The following is an 18036-nucleotide window of genomic DNA, read 5'->3' as shown; positions in this document are numbered from 1 at the left end:
GAGGGGTCCGAATGAAAATTTTAGAGCAATATATTGATTGTATGAAAAAAGGAGACTGTGTAGCGCTGGCGGATCTGTTCAATGAACACGGTGTTCTCCATGATTCTTCGGTTAACAAGGCTGGGATGGATACCCTGCATCTGGAAGGGAAAATGGCTATAGAAATGATGTTTCATCATAAATTTGGGCTCAATAAAGGCCCGTTTACGATCCGCAGCGTACGGTACAAGGGAAATGATATCGTCTGGTACTTTATCATTTACCAGGAGCACGTGGTACCGGTTATGGCCTACATATCAGAAGTCGATCAGGAAGGGAAGATTAAGAGACTGAATATCTATCCGCTGTAGCTTTCGATAGCTGCAGCGATACACTACACCGGAGGGAAGATACTTACAATGTCCGTACATGTAATCGATGAAGCAAGACGATGCCTCAACTGCAAGAACCCGGGCTGCATGAAAGGCTGTCCGATACATACGCCTGTCCCTGAGATGATCCGCTGCATCCTGGAAGAAGAGGATGGGCTTACGAAAGCCGGCCGTCTTGTACTGGAAAATAATCCGCTGGCGTTTGTCTGTGCTCTGGTCTGCGGCCAGGAAGCCCGGTGCGAGGAGCACTGCATCTGGAATGACAGGGGCAATCCGATTCAGATCAGCAATATAGAAGAATACATCGCGGATACCATTCTGGATAAATATCAGTTCCAGCAGAGACCATCCAACGGGAAGATGGCGGCAGTGATCGGCAGCGGACCGGCCGGGATCACCATCGCCATCCTGCTGGCCCAATGGGGGTACGAGGTGACCATTTTTGAGTCCAGAGATAAAATCGGCGGCGTTTTAAGATATGGAATTCCCGATTTCCGGCTGCCGAAAACGGTGCTGGACCGGTATGAGAAGAAGCTCGTTAAGCTGGGGATACAGATCAGGCCAAACACCACAATCGGCGGAGGCGCTCTCACTTTAGAAGATCTGTTCCGGGACGGCTACTGTTCCGTATATACGGGCGCGGGAGTCTGGTGGCCTAAAACACTGGGAATTCGCGGGGAAAGCCTTGGGAACGTGCACTATGGCATTGACTATCTGGCCAATCCGGATGTATTCGCGCTGGGGGAGCGCGTAGCGATCATCGGCGCGGGCAACGCGGCGGTGGATGTCGCCAGGACCGCCCTGCGCCACGGAGCCAGAGAAGTGACGCTCTACGAGCTGAAACCGGCGGCGGCCGCTACTGAGACCGAACAGTGCTATGCCAGAATGGACGGAGCCCGTTTCGAGTTCGGAAAGAAGATTGTGGAAATCACAAGAGAAGGCCCTGTTTTTCATAATGTCCGATATGATAATGCGGGGCAGGTCCTGGAAGAGTCAGAAGCTTGTGAGCAGATACCGGCGGATTCTACGATCATAGCGATCAGTCAGACTCCGATCAGCCGGATTACTCCGGCGATGGAAGGGGTGTTCGCATCTGGAGATTCGGTGCAGACTCACCGGACGATCGTGGAAGCGGTGGAGCATTCTAAGCGGGTGGCGGTTGCTATGGATGAGTTTATGAGAGGAAAATGAAGGAGCGCGAGGGACGGAGCGTGCAGGGGCGGCTTCCGGGTGAGGGAAGGTGGCGGTGCGGTTTGGCACGGTCCCCCTCACCCGGAAGCCGCCCCTGCACGCTCCTGCGTTGGTTCTGCGTTGGTCTCTGGCGTTCCTTGTGTTAATCCAGATAGGTGCCGACGTCGTAGGTGTTTAGTTGTTTTTTGATTTTTATGAGGATGGAGCCGTCGCTCTGGGTGTTTTCTTCCAGGATTTTGTATTTGGTGTGGCTGCGCTCCAGCTGTCTTTTGTAATTTTCATATTCGCCTTTTACATGGTTTACTGCGGCGGCATGACCGATATTGTCTTTTAGCTGAAAGTGGATGGTCTGATTTAAGCAGGCCGATTGGATACGTTTCATTTGATTCACCTTTTCTTTTTTTAGATAGTTCGTTTGCTTATTAAGTTTTTAAGCACTTTCTAAGGGCTAATCCATATAATCGCCTACTGGATAGTCATTGTAGGTCCGGATTAGTTTTAGGGATACGGAATGTCCGGGCAGTTCTTGTGTTTCTACTATTTTGTATTTGATGTGTTTCCGGTTTAGGCTGGTTAGGTAGGCTTGATATTCTTCCGGTGATTCGAATTTTTGAGTCTGCTCCAGGCATGCGCTTATGATTCGTTTCATATGTTCACCTCCTTTTGGCTGGTGTCTGCGTCTTGGATCTGCTCCAGGATAAAGGGAAGTACCTGGTTCGGTTTTATGTGGAGTACCAGTGCGATCTCATCAAAGAGCAGTTTTTCAGCTTCCCGGAAAAAACGTTCATCGGTATTGTGAAGTTTCTTTCCTTTGGAAACCTGTTCCTGCTGGTGCAGATACAGGGTACGCAGCATTTTCAGGAGTTCTGTCCGGTTTCCTTCGTCCAGTAGTTCCCGGTATCTTGTCTTGCGCAGATTTTCATTTTCAATCCAATCTTCCTGATGATAGGGCATATCTTGGATCATTTTCCGGATTTCCTGGACGGACAGGATTCTGCGCATTTTACCGGTTAATTTTTCATTATGGACCGGGACGTAGAGCGTGGAGCTTTCGTTGTACACCGGTTTCAGAATATAGTATTCTATGGATTTGCCGGTTAGGTTTTTTTCTCCGATTTCCGCGATTTGGCATACGCCGTGTGTTCCGTAAGAAACTGTGTCATTAACCTGATACATTTGATCAACACCTTTCATTTAATTCCCTGCTGTATCGGAGGGAGTTATAAAAATTAGAATAAAAAATAGTAGCGCTCGAAAAAGCCTCGCTGACTATTTTTCATGCATCGCACGTAAGCGGCTAAAAAACAGCCGCTAAGTGCTTATAGCAATAAAAAATAGTAGCGCTCGAAAAAACCTCGCTGACTATTTTTTATGCATCGCACGTAAGCGGTTATAAGCAATGCCGCCAAGTGCTCTTAGCGATAAAAAAACGTGTGGAATGCCGCAACTGGACTTACGTTGTGCTGAGCAAACTACACGTTGGTTATAATTGGATTATAACATGAATTTTGGAGAAAAACCATAGATGGAAACGCCGCTGTTTTTAAGTTTGTGAAAACTATACGATAGAGAGGGCCGGTATTTTTGGTTACTTTTCACGAGCGGATGGGATTGTGTTTTCGGTTAGTTTTTTGGAATTTCTGAAAAAACTGCGCTGGGAAAGACAGAAAGAATCTGTCTTTTTTTGAATTAAAAAATGGCTTTAAAAAAGCGATTCAATTGTGGCGTAAAAAAGCGATTCAATTAGTTCACAAAGTCCATTCGTATTGTGTTATAATATAATATCGGGGCGGGAGAGGCAGAAAAGGCATATATGAGAATATAGCCTGCATATCTGTTTTCTCTGATAGTCAAATAAATAATTATGAATAATGGGAATGGACATCCTGGCAGCGGTTTTTTGAGTGCTTTATGATTGAGAATAATTACTATATAATACAAAATTAAAATACAAAACAGAAAAGGAGAAGGCATATGGCAAAGTATAAGTGTAGGGTATGTGGGTATATTTACGATGAGGAAGCAATGGGAATTCCTTTTTCTGATTTTAAGCTGTGTCCGGTCTGCCACAGACCGGCATCCACATTCATACAAGTGGAAGAAACACAGGAAATGCAGCCGCAGGAACCGGAAAATCCCCTGTCTTATCCGTCGGAATATGTCAGAATGGATGAAACGGCCCGTCATATGGACGATATCCATGAGATGGCTGTCACCGGCCGGTCTATCATAGAAGCGATGGGAACGAGAAGGCCGATGCCTTCCTGGGATGAGATCCTGATCATGGGAGCCCAGTTGAATCCGTTCCCGTTAGATGAACATGCGCCGGTAACTACCACCACTATCATCGGAAAACACGCGAAAAAACCGATGGTGTTAGAAAGCCCGATTTACATATCCCACATGTCCTTCGGGGCCCTGTCAGCGGAGACCAAAGTCGCGCTGGCCCGTGGCTCCGCTATGGCAAAGACAGCTATGTGCAGCGGTGAGGGCGGTGTCCTTCCGGCGGAGAAAGCATCGGCTTACAAATATATATTCGAATACGTGCCCAACATGTACAGTGTGACCACAGAGAACTTAAGAACCTCCGACGCCATAGAGATTAAGATCGGACAGGGGACGAAACCTGGCATGGGCGGCCATCTGCCCGGAGACAAGGTGACGCAGGAGATCGCCGACATCCGCAATAAACCATTGGGCCAGGACGTAATCAGTCCTTCCAGGTTCGAAATGATCCAGTCAAAAGAAGATCTGAAAAAGCTGGTTGACCAGTTAAGAGAGACTTCAGACGGCCGGCCCATCGGAATCAAGATAGCAGCTGGCCGGATCGAGAAGGATCTGGCATACATCGCATATGCGCAGCCTGATTTCATCACCATCGACGGCAGGGGAGGTGCCACAGGGGCCAGCCCCAAGCTGGTGCGGGACGCTACCAGCGTGCCTACCGTCTATGCGCTGCACCGGGCCAAAAAATACCTGATGGAACACGACCTGGAGATCGATCTGGTGATCACCGGCGGCCTTCGGGTATCCGCCGACGCCGCCAAGGCGCTGGCAATGGGCGCGGACGCGGTAGCTATGGCTTCCGCCGGGCTCATAGCGGCTGCCTGCCAGCAATACCGGATCTGTGGGACCGGAAAATGTCCGGTTGGTGTGGCCACCCAGGACCCGGAACTCCGTTCCAGATTAAAAATCGACGCAGCCGCCCAGCGAGTGGCGAATTTCCTGAATGTCTCCACTGCGGAGCTAAAGACCTTCGCACGTATTACCGGCCACGAAAATGTGCATGATCTAAATATCGAAGATCTGTGTACCATAAGCGACGAGATCGCCAAATATACAAATATTTCCCATGCCTAAACAAAGGAAAGGAAGAAAGAATAGTGACTGAGGAAAAAAGATTTGCCGTTTTGATCGATTCGGACAATGTATCGTCCAAATATATCAAATACATCATGGATGAGATTTCAAACTACGGAATAGTAACCTATAAGCGAATATACGGAGACTGGACGAGCACATCCTCGTCCAGCTGGAAGAATGTATTACTGGAAAATTCTATCACTCCCATACAGCAATACAGCTACACCGTTGGAAAAAACGCGACCGATTCCGCGATGATCATTGACGCGATGGACATTCTGTATTCCTCAAAGGTAGAAGGCTTCTGTATCGTATCCAGTGACAGTGACTTCACCCGTCTGGCGGTCCGCCTGCGGGAATCCGGTATGATGGTGATCGGAATGGGGGAAAAGAAAACCCCCCAGCCCTTCCGGGTCGCCTGCAACATCTTCAAATATCTGGATATCCTGACTGAGGACGCAGAGACTGAAGAGGAAGAAATCACCCTGAATCCCTCGAAATCCAAATCCACCGAGGCAGTCCCTGCGGACAACCGCAGCCAGAAAGACGTAGCCGACATGACTGACCTGGAAACCATAAAACAGGCCATGATCAATATTATCAACGAGAACGGCGATGAGGCCCGGGGCATCGACATGGGAGAGCTGGGCAACCGAATCCTAAAGCGGCACCCCGATTTTGACGTCCGCAACTACGGTTACACCAAATTATCCAAATTCCTAACCACCTTCGACTGCTTCGAGCAATCGGAGATCAAGAAATCCATCTATGTATACTTAAAAGACAACAAAGCCAATATAGACCACGTCCGCAAAGAACTCCTCAAATATATGCAGGAGAAAGGGGAGCCCGAAGTAAACATGAGCCAGCTGAACCAATGGCTGGTCAGCCGATTCCCCCAGTTCAGCGTCAAAAACTACGGCTACAAAAATTTCTCCAAATTCATCGGAGACATAGACGGCCTTAAAATCAAAAGCAGCGGGGCCAACGGGTGCGTGAAAAAAGTTCTTCTGCTTAAGTGATCAGTTACGAGTCAGTTACGAGGTCAGATATGGAGTCAGATATCAGAGCAGCCATAGGGTCAGCATAAGGCCAGATATAGAGTCTCCTACAGGGCCAGCTATAAGACCGGCGCAGGCATAATTGGGAAAGCCGGAAAGTCCGCGTGACTTGTGCCCCCCGCTTGTGCCTGCCCCTTCTCTTTATCTGGCCCATCAGCAGCAGTAACATATTCTTACCAGGGCAGGGGAAAAAGGATCGGGTGGCCGGAGGCCGGGAAAGCGCGGAGGCGCACGGGGCTTGACCAGTTGGGGCCGGGGAAATTCTTACCTGGGGGAAGGCATTGGCCAATCATATTAGTTGCACTTACGCAGAAAGAGAAAAAGCCCCGTTTTCTGTCACACTGTTTGAGCCGTTTTTTGGCGAGTTTGTGACAGAAAATGTAATGGGGGCTTTTTCTCTTTCGGAGTTAGTGCAACTTATATGATTGGCCACAGCCTTCCCCCAGGTAAGAATTTCCCCGGCCCCAACTGGTCAAGCCCCGTGCGCCTCCGCGCTTTCCCGGCCTCCGGCCACCCGATCCTTTTTCCCCGGAACTCCCCCGGAACTATCCCAGACACCAGTACAACCACGGTTCAAGCGCCTCCGCCACGGTCTAAGCAGAGTGAAAAAGAGGAGAAAGCCCAGGAGAGAGCAGATGAGGCCGGGAAGCTTAAAGGGTGCTTGGTAGGTGATGGTTATTTTGTGGAAGCCTTTGGTCAGGGGAAGGCCAACAAAGGCAGTGTTTACTTTTTCGTAGGGCTGCGGGCGGCCGTCGACGGTGACGGTATAGCCGCGGTCATAGGGAAGGGTGGTGGCCAGGTAACTATCGGCGGGCAGATCTATGGTTCCCTGAAGGATGGGTGGGGTACCGGCGGAAGCGTCCGGTGAGGCTGCGGGGGAGCCGGACCGGGTGATATCCGGGATCAGAGGGATAACGGAAGTTACTGCGGCCTGGAAGGCGGCGGTGTCCACGGTGTAGGCCTGGATGGAGGAGAGCGCATAGGTACCGGGACTGAAGGAGAGGTCCAGCTGGGTTATGGGAGTGTCGGAGGAGATGACGTAACGGAACTGATAGTTATGGTTCGGGTAGGAAGCGGTCTTTTTGGAAAGCTTGTTCTGGATATTGTTGACGGTGACGGAGGTATCCAGGGTGGGAGAATTAAGGGTGTCATCGACCTGGAATTCCAGGATAAGTATCTGATCGGTGAGGGGAGTGTCAAGCGGGAGGACGGCGGTGGCATTGCCGGCGGCTTCTATTTTGAGGCTTCCGGAGGATTGGGTGATGCAAAGATTATGGAGCTTTGTGATGGATGGAAGGGTCAGGGGAGTAAGCCAGGATTCGGTGATGGGGGGGACATCCTGGGAAGCATGTTGGGTGATGATTCCTTCGAACAGAGGCTGGAGTGTGTAAGGGAAGCGCAGGTCCTCGTAGCTGCTTTCAGAGTAGAGGCAGCTGGCGGCGTAGGCCAGGGGGCGGGCGTTCTCATTTTCGTACAGCGTGGTGGAGCCTTCCGTATGAAGAGGAAGACAGCCGGCAGGAGCCTGAGTCCCGCAGAGCAGATAGCGGACCCCCAGCAGGGACTGGAGAAAAATGTTGGATGTGGAGGCGCTGATCAGGCTGGTTCTGGAGGGTTTTGCATTTCCCAGACATTCGGATAGGAAGCGGAAGTAATCTTTGTTGGAAGTGGAAGAGTAAATGGAAGTCCGGCGGGCTTTCAGGCCAAAGGTCTGGTTCATGGTCAGGGCGTTATCATCCAGGTCGTCAGTGCGGCAGGGAACTGAGACAGGGAGGGAGGAGAGGAGCTTTTCCTTTTCCGTCAGGCGCAGGGACTCCGTAACGGATTGGCTGGCCCAGGTCTCAGTATGATTTGCGATGAGGGAAGTGATGCAGGAAGTCAGGATCAGGAGATAACACAGGGCGGACGGCCGGCGCAGTCTGCCTTTTAAATACTGCAGCAGATGGAGAGCGGGCAAAAGATAGAGGGGAAGAAAGGGTATCAGGGCTTTTGCGCGCAGGTATAAGGTCCCGTTTAACAGGTATACGAAGAGGGGAATGATCTGCAAAAATATCAGCAGTACGGCGAGAAGACGGAGCGGACGATTTTTGCTGAGGCAGGCGGCAAGCAGCGCTGCCAGGGAAAAACAGGTAAGCCCTGTGCCATATGCACTGTACAGCAGCCAGTCTGCAGAGATTTTCGGGCAAAGAAGGCTTAGGAGGGAGAGAGAACCGGAACCGCTCCGTCCGTTCAGGATTACATAGGCGACCGGCAGCAGAAGAACACCTGCCATCAGGACAGCAGTCAGGATCGCAGGCAGAAGATGGAAGAGGGGGCAAAGTGTCTCTTTGCTGAACTGGCGGGGATTCTGCCCATAGCTTAGGTAGAGGGAATAGATCAGGACAGCGCCGATACAGCCTACGCTGAAAAAATAGCTGATCATGATGCAGAAAAAGACACTGATACAGACCAGAGCCCGTTTCCCGGTTCTGAAGAAACGGTCGGTTCCAATCAAAGCCAGGATCAGAAACGGCATATAGTCCATGAACATAATGTGGCGGTGGGAATGGAACAGCAGCGGTGAAGCGCATAAAAACAGTACGGATACAGTCAGACGGGGCAGCATGGTACCTGCATGACTTCTCAGCCAATAATAAAAGAGACAGACGCTGGCGATTACACAAAGGATCGCCATGGCAGCGATATAGTCCGTCATGGGGACAGAAGGCATGAGGTAGGACGGCAGGAGCAGGGGATTGAGCAGCCCGTAGTAGGCAAAGTAGTAGATATTCTGGCCGCCGCCCAGCTCCGGAGCAAAATCTGGGAATAGATTGCCGGTCTGGTAAAACAATTGTCTGAAATATTCCGGAAAAACGCTGTGCTGGCTTAACCAATCCATTTTAGAGCCATAGTTACTGCGGGCGGGCCAGATGAAAAGGACCAGCGCAAGAGCCAGGACTGTCAGCAGAAGATAAGGGGTCAGTTGTTTTATTCTTGATTTTGTCATGGGATAATCCTCATTACGTTATTAGTTCGGTCATGAAGGTGTTAGCATGCTAGAGCATGTTTGAAAATTCATTCCCGCCATCTGCACGCCCCACTTTGCGGTATATTTGGCCCCAATTCAGTCAGCGCAGCCCACTGCGCCTCCTTCATCGGGGCCAAATCTCCCACAAAGTGTGACGCACAGCTGGCAGAAAGCAATTTTCAAACACGCTCTAGTGCTCCATCCGGCCAGAAACCATAGTATCAGTACTGCCTATTTTGTCAGCTGCCGCGTTGGCGTCAGCCAGCCGGATGGAGCACCAGTAAATCTAGGAAAATTATAGTATTTAATTCTAAAGAATTTTCTTAGAATTTCAGACAGATATTCTAAAGATATTTCTTAGAAATTCAATCAGATATTCTAAAGAGAAAAGAAAGAATAATTACGTAAAAGGCCGGGTCAGAGCCTACATATCGATTGACATGGCGGGAACGAACAGATATAGTTTTATTATACAGATATGGCGGGAACCATATCAAAAGTGAAGGAGGGATATGTGATGAAACAAGAGAAAAACTATTCAACCCCCTATGACCTGGACGGAAAGCTTCCGCTTAAAACGGCGATTCCGCTGGGACTCCAGCATGTGCTGGCGATGTTTGCGGGGAATTTAACGCCGATTCTGCTGATAACGGGAGCCTGCGGCATTGCGGCGGGATCGCCTGACCAGGTGGCGATTCTGCAGAACGCTATGCTGGTGGCAGGGCTGGTTACCCTGGTGCAGTTATTTGCCATCGGACCGGTGGGAGGGAAACTGCCGATTGTTATGGGTACCAGCTCGGGGTTCATTGGCGTATGCCAGAGTGTGGCACAGGTCATGGGCGGCGGCGTGATCGCTTATGGGGCGATTCTTGGGGCCTCTTTGTTAGGCGGCCTGTTTGAGACGGTATTAGGATTCTTTTTAAAACCCCTTCGGAAATTCTTCCCGTCGGTGGTAACCGGTACGGTGGTGCTGGCGATCGGGCTTTCCTTAATCGGTGTGGGAATCGGATCGTTCGGCGGCGGCAGCAGTGCAAAGGATTACGGCTCTTTGGAAAATCTGTTCCTGGGTGCGGTAGTTCTGATCAGCATCGTGATCCTGAAGCATTATGTAAAAGGATTCGCCAGTGTTTCATCGATCCTGATCGGGATAATTATCGGTTATATCGTGGCCGTCATTATGGGATTCGTTCTTCCGAACACTTTTACATATCTGGACCCCGCTACCCAAGAGAGCACGACGCTTGTGAAATCCTGGGTGCTGAACTGGGATAAGGTCAGAGACGCGGCATGGATCGCCGTGCCGAAACTGCTGCCGGTGAAGCTGGTATTTGATGTGCGGGCGATCATTCCGATCGGAATTATGTTTATCGTAACAGCAGTGGAGACAGTGGGCGATATCTCTGGGATCACTGTCGGCGGTATGGGCAGGGAAGCGTCGGACCGTGAGCTCTCCGGCGGTGTGATGTGTGATGGCCTGGGATCTTCTTTCGCCGCGGTATTCGGGGTACTGCCGAATACTTCCTTCAGCCAGAATGTCGGCCTGGTGGGAATGACAAAAATCGTAAACCGCTTCGCTATTGCTACCGGCGGTATCTTCCTGGTAGCCTGCGGGCTGTTTCCAAAACTGGCGGCGGTGGTCTCCATTATGCCCCAGAGTGTGCTGGGAGGCGCGGCGGTTATGATGTTCGCGTCTATCGTGGTCAGCGGTATACAGCTGATTACCAAGGAGGAAGTCACAGCCAGGAGTATTACCATAGTTTCCGTAGCGCTGGGGCTTGGCTATGGCCTGGGCGCCAATGCGGGTGTATTGACTTATCTGCCGGAACCGATCAGACTTATCTTCGGCGGCTCTGGGATTGTCCCTGCGGCCCTGGTTGCTATTTTACTCAATGTTCTGCTGCCCAAAGAGCAGAAAGCTTAACCGAATAAAGATGCATAAAATTACGGCGGTCCCGTAGCTGTGTCTGTCAGGACACAAGCCGGGACCGCCGTTTATTTTTCATAGGAAAGTGCTCCAATGAAATAAAAATTTATATGTTAATCTTCCTGGTGATGCCGCTCATAAACATACCGTGCGGCAAACATAGCCGAGATGCTCAGGCAGCAGAAACTGACCATCATCCGCGACCCAACAGATGTGATAGAACCATTTGCCGCAAACCGGTCTGTGCCGGACAGAATCGAGATGAGCGGGGGAAAGAATCCGATTATTCCGCTCAGGCCCAATACCATAATCATTGCCCCGTAAGAGCGCCGGACTCCGATATAGGCGTCCTTACATATCAGTTCGATGGAACCAACCGTAACCGGCAGCATGATCAGAAGCAAAGCCTGATAAAGCTCGTCGGCCCAGATCACGCCGTTCATGCGTAAGAATGCATTTACCAAAATGAGAAGAGCCATCACAATCAGGGTGTGAAGATACACCGCTCCCCGTATTTTTAATTGACGTTCATCAAAATCTTTGTTTAATATTTTTTTCATTTTTACCTCCAATCATGCGTTTTCCCGCACATAACATATAGGGATGGGTGAACACCTGTTTGTCCGGCCTCCCCTGCATATATGCATGTTCTCACTCATCCCAGAACAATTCGTCTAAAGTTTTGCCAAGAATTTTGCAGATGCGGATACAAAGGTTGATAGTCGGATTATAGTCACCTTTTTCAATGGCATTGATCGTCTGCCTGGTGACACCTACGGCCTCGGCCAGATCCTTCTGAGACAGATCAAGAGCGGCTCTTGCCGATTTAATACGCAGGTTTTTGGGCATGGCATCACATCCTTATTTCTATAATTTCCGAATGGTATCAGCTGATCTTCCGGCCTCACCATTCGGGCCTCACCGTTCGGCATAATCATTCCATACAATGAGGGTAACATATAAATGATTAAATGTCAAATATATTATACATTTATCCAATCCCATTTTATGCTATACTTAAGTATACATAGGAAAGAAAAACAAGGGAGGTAAGCACTATGCAGATCAGCCGGCTGTTTGAAATGGTATATCTGCTTCTGGAAAGGAAGAATATGACAGCCTCAGAGCTGGCCCGGCGTTTCGAGGTCTCCACCAGGACGATATACCGGGATGTGGACACGCTGGCCCAGGCTGGGATTCCCATCTATACCAGCAAGGGCAAAAATGGCGGAATCCGTCTGATGGAAGATTTTGTCCTGAATAAATCGGTGCTGTCCGAGGAGGAACAGAAGCATATCCTCACATCCCTTCAAAGTATGAACGCAATCCAGATCGAGGGTGTACAGCCGGTACTTTCGAGACTGGCCGCTTTGTTTGGAAAAGAACACACCGACTGGGTTCAGATTGATTTTTCCTGGTGGAATCCGGAAAATTCCGTGAGCAGCCGGTTTGAGCAGTTAAAGCAGGCTATATTTTCCGGGCAGGTGGCGGAGTTTGACTATTCAGGTATGAACGGGGAATATGAACGGCGGAACGTGGAGCCTGTGAAGCTGGTCTTTAAGGGAACGGACTGGTACCTTCAGGCCTTTTGCCGTCTGAGACAGGATTTCCGTTTTTTCAAACTGTCACGAATGGAACATTTAGATATCCGAAGCGAAACATTTATCCCGAAGACTCCGCCGGATGTTGGGGAATCCCGGCAGAGGGAAGCTTATGGGGAACGCATTCCGGTGGAGGTGAGAATCGCCCCGGAGATGGCTTACCGGGTTTATGATGAATTCAGCAGTACCCAGCGGAAACGTATGGAGGACGGAAGCTTCCTGGTTTCCTTTGAGATGGTGGAAAATGAATGGATGTATGGATATTTTATGGCCTACGGACCGTATCTGGAGGTATTAACACCCGAGGATGTGCGGCAGGAGTTCTGCCTCAGGCTGAAAAAAATGCTGCGGATTTATAATATATGACAACCAGGTGTCATATTAACCATGCTATACTGGCCTCATAAAAAGAAAGAGAGGAAAGAAAGACATGGAATATGAGATCGTTGTTCTGGAAGAGAAAAAAGTAATCGGATTAGAAGGAAGGACTTCGAATCAGGACCCGCGGATGCAGGAAGTGATCGGAGGACTCTGGCAGCAGCTCTATGGGCAGGGATGTTATGGACAGATTCAGGATAAGAGCAATGACCGGTCCATCGGCCTGTATTCAGACTATGAAAACCAAGCGGCGGGAGCATATTCGATTACGGTCGGCTGTGAGGTAAAGGCGGTTCCGGAGTTGATCACAGAACCGTTTGTATTAAAAACCATCCCGGCGGGCCGGTACGCCAGATTTGAAATATACGGAGACGAAGTGGAAGCGGTCGGGCAGCTCTGGGGTGAGATATGGCAGCTGCCGCTGGAGCGCACCTATACCGGAGATTTTGAAGAATACTATCCGGTAGAAGAAGGTAAGGAACCGAAGATCTGCGTGTATGTAGCGGTCCGGTGACGGGCTGTCGGGCGGATTGAACAGACAGGAGTGAGCGTATGAGTTTCCCTTTACCGGAAGAGATACCGGCCAAGTCGATTTTACAGAGGGCGGCCCCGAAGAATTATGGATGGTTTGGTATCGACTATAACATGAATCTGTATAAAGGATGCTGTCATGGCTGCATCTACTGTGACAGCCGCAGTAGCTGTTACCGGATAGAAGATTTTGACCGGGTCAGAAGGAAGGCGAAGGCTCTTGAAATCCTGGAGATGGAGCTAAAAAGTAAGAGAAAGAAAGGGGTAATCGGGATCGGAGCCATGTCCGACACCTATAACCCTTTCGAGAAGGAGTGCTGTCTCACGAGGGGAGCACTCGAGCTGATCCGGGATTATGGGTTCGGGGTGTCCCTGGATACCAAGAGCAGCCTGGCAGTACGGGACCTGGAACTGTTTGCCCGGATCAGCAGGGAACAGCCGGTCATCGTTAAATTTACCATAACGGCTGCGGATGATGCGGTGGCGGCTGAAATCGAACCGGGCGTCTGCGTCAGTTCAAGCCGGTTTGCGGCGATGGAACAGCTTAGCCGGGCGGGAATCTTTACGGGTGTCTTGATGACACCCTTATTGCCGTTTTTGACAGATACACCGGAAAATGTCAAAAATATAGTGAGACTGGCCGCGGAACATCAGGCCCGGTTTGTGTATGGGATGTTCGGTGTTACCCTGCGGGAAAATCAAAGAGAGTATTACTTCCGGCAGCTGGACCGTCTGTATCCGGGGCTGACTAAAAGATACAGGCAGATATACGCTGACCAATACTTGTGTGAGAGCCAAAACAGCAAAGCCCTGGCGGGAATTTTCAGACAGGAGTGTGAGAAATACGGCTTGCTGTACCGCATGAAGGATATTATTGAAGCGTATCGTAAGATCCCTTCCTATGAACAGATGAAATTGATGTTTTGAGTTCTGCCATATTATGTTATAATATCGATAGACATTATAACTGAGCCGGAGCGCTTACCTTGACGCGGAGTGTGCATATCCCCGGAGGGGTCATGATTGCGTGCGATCATGATATAATGGACAAAAAAGGAAAAGGGACCGGACGGAGAAGGTTCACGGATCTGAAGACAGAAGGGATAACTAAGATGGCGGAAAAAGAAAATCAAACAGTTGGAAATTTCTCAAAATTATTAACGGTTTCCAATCAGGTAGAGGCGGGGATGGTTGAAGAACTGCTGAAAAACGAACAAATCGCCTGTTACCGCAGAGATCGGGAACTGGGGAGTTTTTTACGTGTCTCCATGGGCTATTCCGTATATGGGGAAGATATTTTTGTATCAAAGGATCAGCTGGAGAATGCAAGAGAAGTGTTAAAGGATTCTTTCCTGGCTGTTCAGGAGGACCAGGATGGTCAGGATGAGGAATACGCGGACGGGAAAGAGTCCGATGTGACAGAAAGCTATGATCGCAGGCGTCGTCTGGCCGCCAGAATCGTGGTAATCGTTCTGGCTGCAATTATGATGCTTGTCCTGCTGCTGAGCCTGATCCATTAATGCAGGACCAAGAACAACACAGGAGGGGAACAGACAGGAAAATGGCGACAATTTTTGATGTGGCAAAGGAAGCCGGAGTGTCAAAATCCACGGTTTCCAGGGTAATCAATAAGGACCCCAAAGTAAAAGCACAGACGAGGATCGCGGTGGAACAGGCGATCCGGAAGCTGAACTATTCGCCCAGCTATTTTGCAAAGGGGATACGGACCGGACGGACGAAGACGATCGCCATGCTGGTTCCGGAATACACCAACGTCTTTTATGGGGAAATGTTCCGGGGCGTGGAGGATGTGGCGTTAAAGTACGGATATGTAGTGCTGGTGTGCAATACGGAGCGCCATACCACCACAGAATCCGAATATATAGAAGAGCTGCTGAAACGGAATGTGGACGGTATCATTTACAATACTTATGACATGAATCCGAAGATGGTAGACTATCTGAAAAATGTATCTGAAGAACGCCCGGTAGTATTCATGGACGAGACCGCCCGTGATATTCCGGGTATTTCCTATGTCTTTACGGATGGATTCGCCAGTACGAGAAATGCGGTACACTATCTGTATGAGCTGGGAAAGAAAAAGATCGGCTATGTGCGAAACGCAGTCAGTATCAGTGTCACAGAGTCCAGATACCAGGGGTATCTGCAGGGATTAAGAGACTGCGGCCTGCCATTTTACGAGGAATATGCTTACCGCACCCAGACGGAAGCGGAACAGGATTACATAAAAGCGGGAGCGAAGGCGGCCCACTATTATGCCGGCTTAAAGGATCGGCCGGACAGCGTCATGACGGCCATCGATCTGCTGGGGATCGGCTGTCTGAAGGAATTCAGAAAGCTTAACATACAGGTGCCCCGGGATATTAACATTATAGGATATGATAATATTTCCCTGAGTGAACTGATGGAGCCGTCCATGACCACCATCGCGCAGCCTACGAGGCTGCTTGGACAGCGGGCGGCAGAAATCCTGATCAGGAAACTGGACCAGAGCCCGGTCGAAGACAGGGTGGTTTTCGAGGGGACTTTGATCATAAGAGAGACGACGGATCAACAGGGGGGAGTACGGTAAGATGAAAGCAGTTGTCTATAAAGGGGGCGGCCGGGTGGCGCTGGAACAGCGGCCTTTACCCGTAATACAGAGCGAAAGGGATGCGATCATCAGGGTTACCCTGACGACCATCTGTTCCAGTGATATCCATATTCAGCATGGAGCGGTTCCGAGAGCGGTGGAAAATACCATCCTGGGTCATGAGTTTGTCGGAGAGGTGGTTCAGACAGGGAAGCTGGTCAGAAGGTTTCGGCCGGGAGACCGGGTGGCGGTAAATGTGGAAACCTTCTGCGGGGAGTGCTTTTACTGTAAGCGCGGATATGTGAATAACTGCACGGACCCTGACGGAGGCTGGGCACTGGGCTGCCGGATCGACGGCGGACAGGCGGAATATGTGCGCGTCCCCCATGCGGATCATGGCCTGACCATGATTCCGGAGGGCGTAAGTGATGAACAGGCATTATTTACCGGTGATATCCTCTCGACCGGATACTGGGGCGCTAAACTGGCAGAGATCAGACCGGCCGATACGGTAGCGGTTATCGGTGCCGGGCCTACAGGCCTGTGTACGTTAATGTGTGCCGGATTATACGGACCGTCTGCGGTTATATCCATCGATGTGGATGACAGCCGGCTTGAGCTGGTGCGGCGGGAGGGACTGGCGGACGTGACCCTGAATCCCAGGTATACGGATGTAAGGCAGAGGGTCCTCGAACTGACGGAGGGAAGAGGTGCGGATGCCGTGCTGGAGGCTGCGGGTTCGGAAGAAAGTTTTCAGACAGCCTGGCAGATCGCGCGGCCCAACGCGGTAGTCTGTGTGATCGCCATGTACGAGCAGGCCCAGACACTGCCGCTTCCGGACATGTACGGGAAAAATCTGGTCTTTAAAACAGGAGGAGTGGATGCTTCCGACTGTGAAGAAATTATGCGTCTGATCGCATGCGGGAAGCTGGATACCAGGTGCCTGATTACCCATCGGACGACTCTGGACAATGCAATGGAGGCTTACCGGATATTTGAAAAGAAAGAGGATTCGGTGATAAAATGGGCAATCACGCCCTGAGTTATACTATAAAGAACGATACAAAACCTAAAAAGGAGTTTAGACGATGAAAAAGACGATTCAAATCATGACCGCGTTTCTGTTAATCATGACCATAGTAAGTGGCTGCGGAGCAAAAAAGCAGGAAGAACCGCTTCCGGATACAGTCCGTTGGATGAACGCGACCTACGCCATATTGACGAAGGCGAATAACGGGAATCTAAATGCGATCGGCGGCATGAATAAAGTGGAGGGCAGTAAGAAGCTGCTGCTGGCCTCTCTGGAAGAATGGTGGGATATCACCGACCGGGCGTCTGCGGATGAACAGCTGGACTGGCTGATCGGAGAGGGGCATCGGGCCCAGTTCGCGTCAGATATCGCCTATCTTCAGGAAAACGGCGTGATGGATCTAAGTGAGGAGGAGCAGAAAGCGCTGATCCAAGACAGCTTTGAGGAAGCGGATCAGGCGTATGTGTATTCCATTCTGGAAGCGTACGATACATATGGGGATCACGCAATCGACGCCTGGGATTATTGCAGGGCGAATCAACTGCTGGGACAGTTTTATATCGTAGATTTCTATACGAAAGAAGAAGCTCTGGATAAATCACTGGAAATATCTGAAATCCTCCAGGGCACCTATGATTCCTGGGAGGACATGGCAAAGAGCTACCTGTATGGCTATCAGTACTGGCAGGAGGACGATATGGACGAAGAAGGATCTGCCAGCTACGAGAGGCGCATGGTATACGAAAAACTTCTGGAACAAAAAGATAACCCTTATCAGATTGACTGGAATCTGAAGCTGGAAAAATCCTGGTGAGGCAGGATGATGAAAGTGGATTTAAGATACTGAGGTCCGGGCGGAAGGGAAGCGGCGTGTCTTGGGGAGCCGGGCAGCAAATCTCGCGGGGCCAAATCACTTCGGCCGGACCTAAGAATGGCTAACTCCGAAGACGGGAGAACCTCTTATTGGCAGGGCCCGGAACAAACTCGCC

General features: G+C 50.3%; 19 protein-coding genes. 13 read left to right on the top strand and 6 right to left on the bottom strand.

The window, feature by feature from the left end; genetic code table 11:
• Positions 1–11 precede the first annotated feature (11 nt).
• Both ABC831_RS19355 and ABC831_RS19350 read left to right on the top strand, forming a co-directional pair.
• Positions 12–350 (top strand): hypothetical protein, encoded by a 339-nt coding sequence (locus ABC831_RS19355; RefSeq protein WP_343249712.1) that lies wholly within the window; start codon positions 12–14, stop codon positions 348–350.
• A gap of 48 nt (positions 351–398) precedes the next feature.
• The gene (locus tag ABC831_RS19350) at positions 399–1562 is read left to right on the top strand and encodes an FAD-dependent oxidoreductase (RefSeq protein ID WP_343249711.1); all 1164 of its coding nucleotides are present in this window, start codon (positions 399–401) and stop codon (positions 1560–1562) included.
• Between the two features lie 142 nt (positions 1563–1704).
• On the opposite strand, the gene ABC831_RS19345 is transcribed toward ABC831_RS19350, so the two are convergent.
• The 3 genes from ABC831_RS19345 to ABC831_RS19335 all read right to left on the bottom strand — a co-directional run bounded on the left by ABC831_RS19345 (position 1705) and on the right by ABC831_RS19335 (position 2756).
• Positions 1705–1944: a hypothetical protein gene (locus ABC831_RS19345; protein WP_343249710.1), complete on the bottom strand. Its 240-nt coding sequence runs from the start codon at positions 1942–1944 to the stop codon at positions 1705–1707.
• Positions 1945–2010: 66 nt separating this feature from the next.
• Entirely contained in the window at positions 2011–2211 is a 201-nt protein-coding gene (locus ABC831_RS19340) for a hypothetical protein (protein WP_343249709.1), read from the bottom strand.
• Positions 2208–2756, bottom strand: a complete 549-nt coding sequence (locus tag ABC831_RS19335; RefSeq protein ID WP_343249708.1) for a CarD family transcriptional regulator — start codon at positions 2754–2756, stop codon at positions 2208–2210. Before ABC831_RS19335 ends, ABC831_RS19340 begins: the two co-directional genes overlap by 4 nt.
• A 780-nt stretch (positions 2757–3536) precedes the next feature.
• Here ABC831_RS19335 and ABC831_RS19330 point away from each other — a divergent pair.
• Both ABC831_RS19330 and ABC831_RS19325 read left to right on the top strand, forming a co-directional pair.
• A complete protein-coding gene (locus ABC831_RS19330; protein ID WP_343249707.1) occupies positions 3537–4922 on the top strand; it encodes a glutamate synthase-related protein in 1386 nt (461 codons plus the stop codon).
• Between the two features lie 23 nt (positions 4923–4945).
• Positions 4946–5947 carry an NYN domain-containing protein gene (locus ABC831_RS19325; RefSeq protein ID WP_343249706.1) on the top strand — a complete coding sequence of 334 codons (1002 nt, stop codon included), beginning with the start codon at positions 4946–4948 and terminating at the stop codon, positions 5945–5947.
• Positions 5948–6458: 511 nt separating this feature from the next.
• Here the strand turns inward: ABC831_RS19325 and ABC831_RS19320 are convergent.
• The gene (locus ABC831_RS19320) at positions 6459–8969 is read right to left on the bottom strand and encodes a YfhO family protein (protein ID WP_343249705.1); all 2511 of its coding nucleotides are present in this window, start codon (positions 8967–8969) and stop codon (positions 6459–6461) included.
• Positions 8970–9029: 60 nt separating this feature from the next.
• Between ABC831_RS19320 and ABC831_RS19310 the strand changes: the two genes are divergently transcribed.
• Positions 9030–9209 carry a DUF6783 domain-containing protein gene (locus ABC831_RS19310; RefSeq protein ID WP_425524608.1) on the top strand — a complete coding sequence of 60 codons (180 nt, stop codon included), beginning with the start codon at positions 9030–9032 and terminating at the stop codon, positions 9207–9209.
• 298 nt (positions 9210–9507) lie between these two features.
• Complete coding sequence (locus ABC831_RS19305; RefSeq protein ID WP_343249704.1) at positions 9508–10911, top strand: uracil-xanthine permease family protein; 1404 nt, start codon at positions 9508–9510, stop codon at positions 10909–10911.
• 116 nt (positions 10912–11027) lie between these two features.
• Here the strand turns inward: ABC831_RS19305 and ABC831_RS19300 are convergent, their stop codons facing one another.
• Together ABC831_RS19300 and ABC831_RS19295 are read right to left on the bottom strand one after the other, a co-directional pair.
• Entirely contained in the window at positions 11028–11474 is a 447-nt protein-coding gene (locus ABC831_RS19300; protein ID WP_343249703.1) for a hypothetical protein, read from the bottom strand.
• A 91-nt stretch (positions 11475–11565) separates the two neighbouring features.
• On the bottom strand, positions 11566–11763 hold the full coding sequence (locus tag ABC831_RS19295) for a helix-turn-helix transcriptional regulator (protein ID WP_343249702.1): 198 nt from the start codon (positions 11761–11763) through the stop codon (positions 11566–11568).
• Positions 11764–11972: 209 nt separating this feature from the next.
• Between ABC831_RS19295 and ABC831_RS19290 the strand changes: the two genes are divergently transcribed.
• The 7 genes from ABC831_RS19290 to ABC831_RS19260 all read left to right on the top strand — a co-directional run bounded on the left by ABC831_RS19290 (position 11973) and on the right by ABC831_RS19260 (position 17861).
• Positions 11973–12881: a helix-turn-helix transcriptional regulator gene (locus tag ABC831_RS19290; protein WP_343249701.1), complete on the top strand. Its 909-nt coding sequence runs from the start codon at positions 11973–11975 to the stop codon at positions 12879–12881.
• Between the two features lie 64 nt (positions 12882–12945).
• Positions 12946–13407: a GyrI-like domain-containing protein gene (locus tag ABC831_RS19285; RefSeq protein ID WP_343249700.1), complete on the top strand. Its 462-nt coding sequence runs from the start codon at positions 12946–12948 to the stop codon at positions 13405–13407.
• 38 nt (positions 13408–13445) lie between these two features.
• Positions 13446–14351 (top strand): SPL family radical SAM protein, encoded by a 906-nt coding sequence (locus ABC831_RS19280; RefSeq protein WP_343249699.1) that lies wholly within the window; start codon positions 13446–13448, stop codon positions 14349–14351.
• A 116-nt stretch (positions 14352–14467) separates the two neighbouring features.
• Complete coding sequence (locus ABC831_RS19275) at positions 14468–14944, top strand: putative signal transducing protein (protein WP_343249698.1); 477 nt, start codon at positions 14468–14470, stop codon at positions 14942–14944.
• Between the two features lie 41 nt (positions 14945–14985).
• Entirely contained in the window at positions 14986–16017 is a 1032-nt protein-coding gene (locus ABC831_RS19270) for a LacI family DNA-binding transcriptional regulator (RefSeq protein ID WP_343249697.1), read from the top strand.
• A gap of 1 nt (position 16018) precedes the next feature.
• Positions 16019–17059 (top strand): alcohol dehydrogenase, encoded by a 1041-nt coding sequence (locus ABC831_RS19265; protein WP_343249696.1) that lies wholly within the window; start codon positions 16019–16021, stop codon positions 17057–17059.
• A gap of 46 nt (positions 17060–17105) precedes the next feature.
• Complete coding sequence (locus ABC831_RS19260; RefSeq protein ID WP_343249695.1) at positions 17106–17861, top strand: DUF1266 domain-containing protein; 756 nt, start codon at positions 17106–17108, stop codon at positions 17859–17861.
• Positions 17862–18036 lie beyond the last annotated feature (175 nt).

This window comes from Diplocloster hominis (assembly GCF_032380655.1).
Classification (GTDB): domain Bacteria; phylum Bacillota; class Clostridia; order Lachnospirales; family Lachnospiraceae; genus Diplocloster; species Diplocloster hominis.
The sequence above is the reverse complement of the archived record's forward strand: the minus strand, read 5'-3'. Positions and strand labels throughout refer to the sequence as shown.